The following is a 12,998-nucleotide window of genomic DNA, read 5'->3' as shown; positions in this document are numbered from 1 at the left end:
AACAGACCGGGGAGTTATTGAAGTCTTATGGAGCTGATAAAACGGGATCTTTTAGCTCCAGATTTTTGTAAAGTCAACATCAATGTTACAATCTTTTTCCAGGTTAAAAGTAAAGGCTCCCGTAGCCGGTTGCAGCTCATACAGCTCGTTGATCAGCTGATAAATTTCGAGGGTTTCTTTTTCGGGATCAGCGATCAGGTAAAACGGAACTTTTTGCTGCTCATACAATTCGTATTTGGTATGGCGATCGCGCAATGCAGTAGCCGGCGACAATACTTCAACCACCAGTGCCGGCGCAAAATCCAGGTAGGGTTTGAAAATCTCACCGCATACAATCAGTACATCCGGAACCAGGATGGTATCCTCCGCGATTTTATAATCGAGCGGGTCATATGAATGGCACCGTTGACAGGAAGTAGCTTTCAACGTATTCATAAAGGCGTACCGGATTTCAGCAGCTACCCGCTGATGTCTCGGCTGCGGCATGGGACTCATAGCAATGGGAATGCCGTCGATCAGCTCCCACCGGCCTTCCCAGTGCACCCAGTCGTCGTATGTGTAATGGGGCAATATTTTTTGAGCATATGCCATACTGTAAAGGTACAAATTTTATTTGGCTACGCTCTGTACGATATCGTACTTGGTAACAATATGATAATTCCCCGCCTCATCCTGCGCCAGCACCGCTCCGTTGGCCTTGCTGATCAGCGATCCGATGCGTTCTACCGGTGTATCAAACGCCACAACAGGATAGGCAGGTTCCAGGATGTTCTGCAGGCTTTCGTGCTTGATGTTCGGGTCGGAAAATATTTTTTGAAACAGACCGCCTTCACTCACAGCGCCGATCACGGTGCCGTTTTCCATCACCGGTATGTGCTCGATATCGTATTTGCGCATCAATTCAACCGCTTCCGATACCGGTGCCGTTTGCTGTATGGTTACCAGTGGGCGGTTGCTGCGGCTGTTAATAATGTCCTTAAATGTTTTTACTTCCAGGAATCCGCGCTCCATCATCCACTGGTCGTTATAGATCTTTGCCACATAACGGCTGCCATGGTCATGAAAAATGCAAACAACAAGGTCGTCCTTTGTCAGGCTGTCTTTAAGCTGCAGCAGTCCTTTGATACAGCTTCCCGCACTGTACCCGCAAAACAATCCTTCTTCCTTGGCCAGTTTACGGGCCATGATCGCACCGTCTTTATCGGTAACCTGCGTAAACGCATCGATCACGCTCATGTCGTAGTTCTTCGGTACAAAATCTTCCCCAAAACCTTCGCTGAAATAAGGATATACTTCATTCATATCCGCTTCGCCGGTATTAAAATACTTCGTAAGCAGTGACCCGTATGCATCTACTGCCCATACTTTGATGTTGGGATTTTGTTCTTTCAGGTATTTGGCTGTACCGGTAATGGTGCCGCCGGTACCTGCAGTGCACACCAGGTGGGTGATCCTGCCTTCCGTTTGTTTCCAGATTTCCGGGCCCGTGGTTTCATAATGGGCGAGGCGGTTGGCGAGGTTATCATATTGATTCATATGATAGGCATTGGGGGTTTCCTTAGCCAGCCGTGCCGCCACACTGTAATAGCTCTGCGGGTCTTCGGGTTCTACATTGGTGGGACAAACGATCACTTCGGCGCCCATGGCCTTCAGTACATCGGCCTTCTCTTTGGATTGCTTATCGGTGGTAACAAAAATGCATTTGTAACCCTTTACAATAGCACCCAGGGCAAGCCCCATTCCTGTATTGCCACTGGTACCTTCGATGATGGTGCCGCCCGCCTTCAGGTGCCCTTCCGCTTCCGCTACTTCAATCATCTTAATAGCCATACGGTCCTTGATGCTGTTGCCGGGGTTGAAATAATCTACTTTGGCCGCCACGGTACAGGGCAACTCCCGGGTGATCCGGTTTAAACGGATGAGCGGGGTATTGCCGATGGTTTCCAGTATATTATTTTTAATATCCATCTTATTTTGTTTTTAAAAGGTCTACCGCTTTTAACACTACAGAATCCGTAAGGTTCAGGATCTGGTAGTAACCGCTGTCTCTCCATTTAAACCGCGCCAGGTAAGCTTCCATCCGGTTGGATACGCGCAGCTTTTCGGCTTCCGGAATACGCGTTAAATTTACGGTATCTTTTTGAGCCCGGTTTACAAACTGCTGCCACATCGCTTTTCCCGGATCAAAGGCCTGGGAAAACGAAATCGGTGAGGCATAGGGCTCCATCACTTTCTGGTTGTCGAGATAATAATGGAACACAAAGTCGGTAAACGCGCCGTTGAAGAACAGCCGGTTGATCTCTTTCGAGGTTTTGGAGGTGTCAAGGCCTACAAACACATCGGGCATAATACCTCCACCTCCGTAAAGGATGCGCCCCCCCGGCGTTTTATATTCCTTACCATTATTTACTTTATTGCTGTCCGCAAAATAAGCCTGGCCATTGGCATACCGCTCCCAGATATCGTCCATGTATACTTTCCTTCCTTTGTTATACGGACGTTGGATGCTTCTGCCCAGCGGGGTATAATAGCGGGAAACTGTCAGCTTCAGGGCCGAGCCATCGCTTAGGGGAAAGATTTCCTGTACCAGTCCTTTTCCAAAGGTTCTGCGGCCGATAATGGTAGCCCTGTCCCAGTCCTGTAAGGCTCCGCTCAGGATCTCGCTGGCGCTCGCTGATAATTCATCCACAAGCACCGTTAGTTTTCCGGTTTCAAAAACACCCGGCCGTTTACACCGGTATTCCTTTTTCGGACTGTTGGTGCCCTGCGTATATACAACCAGCTTATCGCCGCTCAGGAATTCGTCGGCAATATCAATGGCTTGTTCCATATAGCCTCCGGGGTTTCCCCGTAAGTCCAGTACCAGTTCTGTAAGGCCCTCTTTTTTGAGGCGCTCCATGGTTTCCATAAACTCACGGTAGGTGTTTGACCCAAACTTATCCAGTTTAATGTAGCCCGCGTTTTTGTTGATCATATACGCGGCCACCAGGGTAGGTGTTGGAATATTGTTGCGGGTTACCGGGATGGTCAGCAGGGTTTTGTTCCGCAGGATCTGGAGGTTTACCGTGGTTCCTTTTTCTCCCCGGATCAGGTTGCGGACGGTGGTGCCGCTTGTTTTTTTGCCTGCGAGGAGCGAATCATTTACTTTAATGATCTGGTCGCCTATTTTTAGCCCGGCCTTTTCGCTGGGCCCTCCTTTTAATACGTACGTAATATTAACGGTATCCCGGATCTGGTTGTACTCAACACCGATGCCTTCAAATTTACCCGAAAGCGACTCATTGGTTTCTTTAAGGTCTACAGGAGGAAGGTATACGGAGTGTGGATCCAGTTCATCCATCATTTCCCGGATCGCATTGGCTTCCAGGGTATCCAGTTTTACAGAATCTACATATTTCTGCCGGATGATTTCAAGTGCTTCCTCCAGTGCGGTGCTACGCCCGGATTTTGCAAATCCTCCGTTGGGTTGTGCTCCGCGCAGCTTGTAACCGATGAACATTCCGATGATCATCACCAGTGAGAACAGCAGCGGCAGCCAGACCTCAAATTTCTTTTTCATTCGTATGATTTATGCGAGGCTGCAAAATAGACAAACTTTGCTGTTTATTTTAGAAATCAAATCATTTTCTGTTTATTTTATAAATAAGCTATTTTTGATACTTATATTGCGGTGTAAATTCACCCGGATAACTATCGGTCTAAACTCCTGTCTTAATGTCAAACGTGCAACTCATCGCAGATGCGGGATCTACGAAAGTAGAATGGTGTCTTCTGAATAATGGAAAAACAAAAACAGTACTTACCAGCGGGGTAAGCCCTTATTTTTTAAATGGGGACCAGATCGCGGCCTTATTAACAAAGGAGTTGCTTCCAAAGCTGAAAAATGTGGTGGTTGATGAGGTGTTTTATTATGGTACCGGCTGTTTGAACCCGGACAACCGCAAAATGGTGCAAAAAAGCCTGCGTGGTTTGTTCAGGGAGGCCAAGGTGCAGGTTTGGCATGATGTGGAAGGGGCGGCCCGCGGCCTCTGTGGCAAGAGCAAAGGTGTCGCGTGTATCCTGGGTACCGGGGCCAGCGCCTGTTATTATGACGGGCGGAAAATTCAGAAAAACAGTCCCGGGCTGGGGTATGTGCTGGGCGATGAGGGGAGTGGGGCCTACCTGGGCAGGAAAGTGATCCAGTATTTTTTATACAATACCTTCGATGAAGACCTGCGCGCCCGTTTTGATGCGGCCTATGTAACCAATGCTACGGAAATCCTGGAGCGGGTATACAAGCAGCCGCTGCCAAACCGTTATCTTGCGGGGTTTGCAAAGTTCCTGGCAGATAACCGGGGACATTATATGGTAGAGAATATTATTGAGGATGGACTAAATGATTTCTTTTTTACGCACCTTTGCAAATTCCAGGAAGCCTGGAAGTACCCGATCAGCTTTGTTGGAAGTATCGCTTTTGGTTTTAAAGATGTATTAAAGGAACTTTGCAGCAGTTACAGTTTTGAGCTGGGAAAGGTGCTTCAAAAGCCCATGAAAGGGCTGGTGGAATATCATTCCTGAATTATTAAAAAGAAATTAATTGGTTATATGGCAGGAGAAAAGATCACGGAGCAGTCTAGCAGATATGATCACCTAGAAAAGATGTCGGTACATGAGTTGCTTACATCCATGAACAAGGAAGACCAGGAAGTGCCGCTGGCGGTTCAGCGGGTGATTCCTGAAATTGAAAAACTGATCGAGGCGATTGTTGAAAATATGATCGGAGGCGGACGGTTGTTTTATATCGGAGCCGGTACCAGCGGGCGTTTGGGTATCCTGGATGCCAGCGAAATTCCCCCCACTTATGGCTTGCCAACAGGTGTGGTAATCGGGATCATTGCTGGCGGATGGAAGGCCATCACTACCCCGGTAGAAAATGCGGAAGATGATGAGATACAGGGCTGGAAAGACCTGGAAGCGCACGGCGTAAATGAAAAAGACGTGGTGGTAGGCGTGGCAGCCAGCGGTTCTACTCCCTATGTGATCGGCGCCTTGCGCGAATGTCAGAAAAGAGGCATTGCTACCGGAAGTATCAGCTCCAACCCCAACGCTCCCGTAAGCGCTGTTGCCGACTTTCCGGTGGAAGTGATTGTAGGACCGGAATTTGTTACCGGGAGCACCCGTATGAAAAGCGGCACGGCCCAAAAGCTGGTGCTGAATATGATTTCCACCACCGTAATGATCCAGCTGGGCCGGGTAGAAGGAAACCGGATGGTGAATATGCAGCTGACCAACGATAAGCTGGTTGACCGGGGTACCAAAATGGTAATGGAAAAAACAGGGCTAAAGGACTATGAACAGGCCAAACGGCTGTTGCTGGAAAATAAAAGTGTAAAAAATGCGGTGATCGCCTATAGCGAAACACAGGCGCACTAAAAAACAAAGAAAAGATCTTACCGGGCCTGGCCGTTGTCTTCGTGATGCGGCCGCAAAAAGGCTTGGGTAGCCGGCTATGAAGAAGGATAAAACCGCCTGTACAGAGGCTAAGGAAGCAGGCAGAGGTGTTAGCAGAAGGACGGCTTTACAAATAGGTTGAAAGATAATTATAACAACAAAAGGAAGAGTGAAGCTCTTCCTTTTTTATTTCTTAAAAAGATGAAGTACCGGTACTAGGCAGCAGTAGCTGCTGCGTTGATCTTTTTAGCCAGTTTGCTCTTCAGGTTCGCCGCTTTATTACGGTGAATAACCCCTCTTTTAGCTAATTTGTCGATCATGCTCTCAACCAAGGGTAATTGCTCTTTGGCTTCAGCACCTTCCGTAGCCCTCAGACTTTTAATGGCATTACGGGTTGTTTTACCATAATACTTATTTCTGTCGCGACGCTTTAAGGCCTGACGTGCATGTTTCTTTGTAGCTTTATGATTCGCCATTGATCTCTTTTTTTGGACGGCAAAGGTAACGGAAATAAATCAAATATCGGCAAAATCTTCCTTTTTTCTTTCCGCCTGCGCTGTACGCCGGGTTTTTATTTTCTAAACATACCTTAAAATCGAAAAATAGGGCGCGGTGATTGATCGAATATTGCGTATCTTGTGGGGCAATTTTCGAATGTTTTTTCTGATCTGATATTATACGATAAACAATATATAAATAGCTGATTTACAATGAAGGATTTTTCGTACATTACAAGCTCTTCTCCCGAATTTATTGAAAACATGTACAAGGAGTTTGTAAATAACCCCGAGACTGTAGACGTAGAACTGAAAAAATTTTTTGAAGGCTTTGATTTTGCCGTAGGAAACGGTCTGGCGCAGAAGAACGGGGCGCCGGCTGCAGCTGTTTCCGGCGTAGGGGGAGGATCCGACTGGAGGAAAGAGATCGCCGTATACCGGCTTATTTTGGGCTACCGGAATAAAGGCCATTTGCTGGCAGATACCAATCCGATAAAACAACGAAAAGACCGTGGAGCCAACCTGGACCTTCCTTTTTTTGGATTGTCTGAAGCCGACCTGGACCACGAATATGAAGCAGGAAACCTGATTGGGCTGGGAACCACCTCGCTCAGGAATATCCTGGCGCACCTGAAAAAATGCTATGCAGGGCATGTGGGAATCGAGTTCAAGTATATCAGCGACCAGAAGAAGGTAGACTGGCTGACCAATGAAATGGAGAAGAAGTTTACCAGCCCGCTGCCGCTGGAACAAAAAAAGCGTATTCTGCAAAAACTGAATGAGGGGGTAATGTTTGAGAAGTTTCTGCATACAAAATATGTAGGGCAGAAACGTTTTTCACTGGAAGGCGGAGAAACAACCATCGCAGCACTTGATGCCATTATTAATAAGGCGGCAACCCTGGAAGTAAAGGAAGTGGTGATCGGTATGGCCCACCGGGGGAGGCTGAATATTTTGGCCAATATCCTGGGAAAAACCTATGAGCAGATCTTCAGCGAATTTGAGGGAACAGGGGAGATTAACCAGACCATGGGAAGCGGAGATGTAAAATACCACCTGGGTTTTGGAAGTGTTATTGAAGCCACCAATGGAGAAACCGTACATTTAAAATTAATGCCCAATCCCTCCCACCTGGAGGCGGTAGACCCCGTAGTACTGGGCTTTGCCAGAAGCAGTGCAAATATTTTGCATGACGAGCGCTATGAAAGCGTATTGCCCATCTTGATACACGGAGATGCGGCACTGGCCGGGCAGGGTGTGGTATATGAGCTGTTGCAGATGTCGAAGCTGAATGGGTTTTATACCGGCGGTACCATCCATTTTGTGATCAATAACCAGATCGGTTTTACCACCGATTTTTCCGATGCGCGGAGTGCCGATTACTGTACTTCGCTGGCCGCCATGGTGCAATCGCCGGTGCTGCATGTGAACGGAGATGATCCAGAAGCGGTAGTAAAATGCGCGGAGATCGCTACCCGCTACCGCAACGAGTTTCATGCCGATGTATTTATCGATATGGTTTGCTATCGCAGGCATGGGCACAATGAGGGCGATGATCCCAAATTTACCCAGCCGGCTATGTACGCGTTGATTGACAAACATGCCAATCCCCGCGAAGTATATGTGAAATACCTGCTGGATAACGGAGAAGAGGATGCAAAGGAGCTGGCCAAGGAGATGGAGAAGAAATTCTGGGCCGATCTTCAGGACCGCCTGGATGAAGTGAAACAAAAACCGCTGCCCTATACTTACCAGGAGCCGGAGCTGCAATGGAAAAGCCTCCGTAAAGCCACGGTAACCGATTTTGATGAAAGTCCGGATACGGCGATCAGCAACGAGCTGTTTAAAACCGTATTTGACGGCCTGATGACCATACCCGAAGGGTTTACACCATTGAAGAAAGTAGCCAAACTGTTGCAGGATAAAGTAAAATTGCTGGAAACAGAACAGAAAGTAGACTGGGCTACCGGTGAATTGATGGCCTTTGGAAGCCTGCTGATGGATGGCTTTGATGTGCGCATGACCGGCCAGGATGTAGGCCGTGGTACCTTTAGCTCCCGCCATGCCATCTTAAGAGATGAAATAACCGATGCGGCATACAACCGTTTGAGTGCGTTGCCTACAAGTAAAAAATTCCGGATCTATAACTCGTTACTGAGCGAATATGCGGTATTGGGATTTGAATACGGCTTTGCGCTGGCTTCTCCCAATGTGCTGGTGCTTTGGGAAGCTCAGTTTGGTGATTTTGTAAACGGCGCGCAAACCATGATTGACCAGTTCATCACCAGCGCCGAACAGAAATGGAACCGGATGAACGGGCTGGTAATGTTGCTGCCACACGGTTTTGAAGGACAGGGGCCGGAGCACAGCAGCGCGCGCATCGAACGCTTTTTACAATCCTGTGCAGAAATGAATATCGTGGTAACCAATATCACCACATCTGCCAACTATTTTCATGCCTTACGCCGGCAACTGCGGTGGCCGTTCCGTAAGCCGATGGTAAATTTTGCACCGAAGGCCAACCTGCGGCATCCCGGCAGCTATTCTTTAAAAGAAGCGTTTACCAACGGAAAGTTCCGCGAACTGATCGACGATACGTATGCAGATGATCCGGTAGCCGTAAAAACGGTATTGTTCTGTTCCGGTAAGATCTATTTTGACCTGGCGGAAAAGCAGTTGAAAGACAACCGGAAAAACGTGGCCATTGTACGGATGGAGCAGTTGTACCCGCTTCCCAAAAAGCAACTGGACGCGTTATATGCCAAGTATAAAAATGCCGTATGGTACTGGGTGCAGGAAGAACCGCTCAATATGGGTGCCGCGTCTTTCCTCCAGATGAACCTTAAAGATATGAACTATGGTATCATTGGCCGTAAGCCCAGCGCCGCACCAGCCTCCGGGTTTATGAAGGTACACAAGGCCGAACAGGAGGAAATTATCAACACAGCGTTTTCAATGTAACAGGAAATAGCGGGCGGAATAGAAATTCCGCCCTTTTTTTATCTATTCAAAACTAAACATGAGCGTTTATAGTAGCTTCTGGTTCAGGGCTTTTACAACAGCCTCTGAAACGGAATTTACTTGTAATTTTTCGTATACATTTTTGATGTGGGTGTTCACCGTATGGATGCTCAGGTTACAGGCCGAAGCCACCATCTTCCGTGTGTACCCTTTTACCAGCAGGTTTAGGATTTCCTTTTCCCGCCCGGTAAGTTCTACTTCCTCATTGTTTTCAAAGAAGACATTTTTCTGAAAAGCAGTCAACACTTTTTTGGCAATCGAAGCAGTCATGGCCGCGTCCCCATTGTATACATCTTCAATTGCCTGAAGCAATTGCGCCGGAGGCGATTTTTTTAGAATGTAACCGGATGCGCCGGCACAGATGGATGCGAAGATTTTATTATCGTCTTCATAAACGGTTTGCATCAGCACCTGTATCTTGGGAAAATTCACTTTAATGATCTTCACGCCTTCAATGCCATTTACATTGGGCATGTCAATATCCATCAAAACCACATCCGGGTCAGCCTTCCGTATGTCTGTGATCACATTGCTGCAATCAAAAAAAGTACCCGTACAGGTCATATGGGGCGATGCATTGATCAGCATGGATAAACTGTCCCTCCGGTACGCATTATCATCAAAAACAGCCACACGTATGGTTGTTACATTCATATTATAAAATTACGGCAATAAAAATAGCAGCGTATCGCCAATTTGTGTGATATTTTTGAGATTTCAGATTTTTGATTTGATGCCGCAGATGTGCAGATTGGTACAGGTTTTAATCGCACTCAAAAATATTGCAGTGAAAAAGCCGCAGGTGCAATCAGCGTATCAGCGGCAATGATAAAAAAAGCTTAGGTCAAGGACATTGCATCCCGATTTGAGACGGGAGGCCCCTGGTGTATGGCATACGGCTTTCGGATATGGAATCTCCAGCGCGAACAAGAACATTGGAGCTGAACTCCGGATGCTGAGCTCCGGCTGCTGGATTCAATGTCATTTCGTTGATCCCGCAGATGCGCAGATTGGTACAGATTTTAATCGTACTCAAAAATATCGCAGCGAAAGCGCCGCAGCGCAATCAGCGTATCAGCGGCAATGGTAAAAACGCTTAAGTGAAGGGCATTGTATCCCGGTTTGAGACGCGAGGCCCTGGTGTATGTAATATGGTGTTCATATATCGAATAGACCGGTAAACCGTGGAAACAGGATCTCCAGTGTGAACACGAACATTGGAGCTGAAATCCGGATGCTGGGCTCCGGATCTGAAATCTGGCCTCTGAGTGCTCAATTCTGACCGCTGAAGGCGCTGTTTTACGATGCCCGCACCATTCCTGCTCAGCAAATCCCGTATCGCCCGTCTCAAATCTGGAATCTCAAATCCGGAATCTGCAATCTGACTACCGACCGCTGAAATATCAAATCAGAATGTAGAGTTTACAATTTTTTGCCGTACTTTGCCATACCTTTTTAAAAGCATTTTTTTTTATGGCAATTGATATAAAAGTTCCCACTGTTGGGGAGTCGATTAGTGAAGTAACCTTATTGAAATGGGTAAAAAATACAGGGGAATATGTAGAGCGGGACGAGGTGATCGCGGAATTGGAAAGCGAGAAGGCAACATTTGAGGTAAATGCGGAAAAAGCGGGTATGCTTACCACCAATGCCGCCGAGGGCGATACGCTGAATATCGGTGATATCATTGCCTCTATTGATGATTCGGCGGTAAAGCCGGAAACAGCCCCGGGGCCGGAACAGGCGCCGGCCGATAAAGCACCCCAGGAAGCTAAAAAGCCAGCTCCCGATCCTGAAAAGGAAAAGCCGGCGGCTCCTGTAAGCGCAACAGCCGTAAAAGCCACGCCGGTGGCCTCCGCCATTATTGCGGATAAAGGGGTAAATCCTAAAGATGTAACACCTTCGGGCTTCTCCGGTAAAATTGTAAAGGAAGATGTACTGGCAGCCCTGGCCAACCCGGGCCGGAAGGCATTTGCCGGAGCCGAGTTATACAGTCGTAACGAACGGCCACAGAAAATGACGAGCCTGCGTAAAACTATCAGCCGCCGGTTGGTAGAAGCAAAAAATACCACGGCCATGCTGACCACCTTTAACGAGGTGAACATGAAGCCGATCATGGACATCCGGGCTAAATACAAAGACAAGTTTAAAGAAATACATGGGGTAGGGCTGGGTTTTATGAGCTTTTTTGCCAAGGCCTGTGCCATTGCGCTTGCCGAATGGCCTTCGGTAAACGCTTACATAGATGGCGACCAGATCCTGTTTCATGATTATGCAGACATCAGCATTGCGGTAAGTACCCCCCGCGGTCTTACCGTTCCGGTGATCCGTAACGTGGAAAGCCTGAGCATGGCAGGAGTGGAGAAAGCGGTGCTGGATCTGGCTAAAAAGGCGCGCGACAGCAAATTAACAGCAGAAGATCTTACCGGCGGAACCTTTACCATTACCAATGGAGGGGTGTTTGGCTCACTGATCAGCACGCCCATCATCAACCTGCCGCAAAGTGCCATCCTGGGCATGCACAATATTGTAGAGCGCCCCATTGCCGAGAACGGCCAGGTGGTGATCCGCCCGATGATGTATATTGCGTTAAGTTATGACCACCGGATCGTTGACGGAAGGGAGTCAGTAAGCTTCCTGGTGCGTGTGAAAGAATTGCTGGAAAACCCCACCCTGCTGCTGATACAGCAAGACCCGATTAAAACATTACTGGAATTATAATCCATCACAATACGGGAGCGGCCTGTTTACGGATATGTAAACAGGCCGCTCCGGTTTTAAATCATTCGATTGACCGCAGCATCATCCATACCCGGCAGCGCTGAAAAAGTACCTGGGCGCTTTTATTCGTATCTGAACAGCGCTGTAAAGATCATTGGCGACTACAAAGGCCAGGAGCCACTGGCACAGTTTCTTAAAAACTATTTCTCACGGGAAAAGAAATTTGGGGGTAAAGACCGCAAACAGGTGGCCCAGTTATGCTATGCCTATTACCGGCTGGGGAAATCCTTTACCGATCTTTCTTTTGAACAACGGGTCTTACTGGGGTTGCGCCTTTCCGCTACGGAGATCGCTGCTCCCTGGGTGGAGTTGCTGACCATTTACAAAGTACCGGAAACCTTTTCAGGAACCGTTTTCCCCTGGAAAGACCAACTTAGTCCGGAGGTTGATCCGGCAGCGTTTGAACGTTCTTTTTTTGTACAGCCGGATCTGTTCTTACGCATCCGCCCCGGAAATGAAGCCGCGGTGATCAAAAAGCTGGAACAGGCCGCGCTTCCCTTTGAAAAGGATGGGGATGCCTTACGGCTGCCCAATACCGCAAAAGCCGGCGAACTGCTTTCTGTAAACTCGGAAGTAGTGATCCAGGATCTGAGCTCTCAAAAAATAGCTGGCCTGCTGCGCAGCTATAAAATCCGGGTGGCAGGAGGAGTGCATCCCGATAGCCATGGGAACCCGGGTCTTAAGCCCCATGTATCAGATCGCATCCCGGCCACTATGGGAACTCAAGTATCTATATGGGATTGCTGTGCGGCCAGCGGTGGTAAATCGATCCTGGCGGCGGATGTATTGGGAACCGTGGAGCTCACCGTTTCCGATATACGGCCATCGATCATTGCTAATTTAAAAAAGCGTTTTCATGAGGCAGGCATAAAAAATTTCCGGGCCCTGGTTGCGGATGCCGCAAAACCGGAGGCACCGCTTTCGCGGGAACGCTTTGATCTGGTCATTGCAGATGTACCCTGTTCAGGAAGCGGAACCTGGAGTCGCACCCCGGAGCGGTTGCACTTTTTTAATACGGAAGAAATCAAGACCTATGCGGCCTTACAGCGCAACATTTTAAGCAATGTGACCCGCTCTGTAAAACCCGGCGGCTTTTTGTTATACATTACCTGCTCGGTATTCAAAGCTGAAAATGAAGACCAGGTAGCCCGGCTGCAAGAGCAGGGCTGGGAAGTAAAGGAACAGCAGGTGTTAAAAGGGTATGCCTTAAAAGCAGACACCATGTTTGGTGCTTTACTCCAAAAAAAGAAACATCCCTGAAGGAGCAAT

10 protein-coding genes are annotated in these 12,998 nt (G+C 48.0%); 5 read left to right on the top strand and 5 right to left on the bottom strand.

The genetic code is table 11. The features are described 5' to 3' along the window. Window positions 1–51 precede the first annotated feature (51 nt). Genes LQ567_RS09195 through LQ567_RS09185 form a run of 3 tightly spaced genes read right to left on the bottom strand, consistent with a single transcriptional unit; the run spans window position 52 to window position 3,559 of the window. The gene (locus tag LQ567_RS09195; RefSeq protein ID WP_231004206.1) at window positions 52–591 is read right to left on the bottom strand and encodes a Uma2 family endonuclease; all 540 of its coding nucleotides are present in this window, start codon (window positions 589–591) and stop codon (window positions 52–54) included. 18 nt (window positions 592–609) lie between these two features. Beyond that, complete coding sequence (locus LQ567_RS09190) at window positions 610–1,968, bottom strand: pyridoxal-phosphate dependent enzyme (RefSeq protein ID WP_231004205.1); 1,359 nt, start codon at window positions 1,966–1,968, stop codon at window positions 610–612. Window position 1,969: 1 nt separating this feature from the next. Next, the gene (locus LQ567_RS09185; protein ID WP_231004204.1) at window positions 1,970–3,559 is read right to left on the bottom strand and encodes a S41 family peptidase; all 1,590 of its coding nucleotides are present in this window, start codon (window positions 3,557–3,559) and stop codon (window positions 1,970–1,972) included. A 155-nt stretch (window positions 3,560–3,714) separates the two neighbouring features. Between LQ567_RS09185 and LQ567_RS09180 the strand changes: the two genes are divergently transcribed. Both LQ567_RS09180 and murQ read left to right on the top strand, forming a co-directional pair. Beyond that, on the top strand, window positions 3,715–4,557 hold the full coding sequence (locus tag LQ567_RS09180) for an N-acetylglucosamine kinase (RefSeq protein ID WP_231004203.1): 843 nt from the start codon (window positions 3,715–3,717) through the stop codon (window positions 4,555–4,557). 27 nt (window positions 4,558–4,584) lie between these two features. Further along, window positions 4,585–5,412, top strand: a complete 828-nt coding sequence (gene murQ, locus LQ567_RS09175) for an N-acetylmuramic acid 6-phosphate etherase (protein WP_231004202.1) — start codon at window positions 4,585–4,587, stop codon at window positions 5,410–5,412. A gap of 233 nt (window positions 5,413–5,645) precedes the next feature. Here the strand turns inward: murQ and rpsT are convergent, their stop codons facing one another. Beyond that, window positions 5,646–5,906: a 30S ribosomal protein S20 gene (rpsT, locus tag LQ567_RS09170; RefSeq protein ID WP_231004201.1), complete on the bottom strand. Its 261-nt coding sequence runs from the start codon at window positions 5,904–5,906 to the stop codon at window positions 5,646–5,648. Between the two features lie 234 nt (window positions 5,907–6,140). On the opposite strand from rpsT, the gene LQ567_RS09165 reads away from it, so the two are divergent. After that, a complete protein-coding gene (locus LQ567_RS09165) occupies window positions 6,141–8,888 on the top strand; it encodes a 2-oxoglutarate dehydrogenase E1 component (RefSeq protein ID WP_231004200.1) in 2,748 nt (915 codons plus the stop codon). 66 nt (window positions 8,889–8,954) lie between these two features. Here the strand turns inward: LQ567_RS09165 and LQ567_RS09160 are convergent, their stop codons facing one another. Continuing rightward, on the bottom strand, window positions 8,955–9,602 hold the full coding sequence (locus tag LQ567_RS09160) for a response regulator (RefSeq protein ID WP_231004199.1): 648 nt from the start codon (window positions 9,600–9,602) through the stop codon (window positions 8,955–8,957). Between the two features lie 819 nt (window positions 9,603–10,421). Between LQ567_RS09160 and odhB the strand changes: the two genes are divergently transcribed. Together odhB and LQ567_RS09150 are read left to right on the top strand one after the other, a co-directional pair. Continuing rightward, the gene (gene odhB / locus LQ567_RS09155; RefSeq protein ID WP_231004198.1) at window positions 10,422–11,669 is read left to right on the top strand and encodes a 2-oxoglutarate dehydrogenase complex dihydrolipoyllysine-residue succinyltransferase; all 1,248 of its coding nucleotides are present in this window, start codon (window positions 10,422–10,424) and stop codon (window positions 11,667–11,669) included. Between the two features lie 69 nt (window positions 11,670–11,738). Further along, the gene (locus LQ567_RS09150; protein WP_231004197.1) at window positions 11,739–12,989 is read left to right on the top strand and encodes a methyltransferase domain-containing protein; all 1,251 of its coding nucleotides are present in this window, start codon (window positions 11,739–11,741) and stop codon (window positions 12,987–12,989) included. Window positions 12,990–12,998 lie beyond the last annotated feature (9 nt).

The sequence above is a fragment of the Niabella pedocola genome, assembly GCF_021044425.1.
Classification (GTDB): domain Bacteria; phylum Bacteroidota; class Bacteroidia; order Chitinophagales; family Chitinophagaceae; genus Niabella; species Niabella pedocola.
The sequence above is the reverse complement of the archived record's forward strand: the minus strand, read 5'-3'. Positions and strand labels throughout refer to the sequence as shown.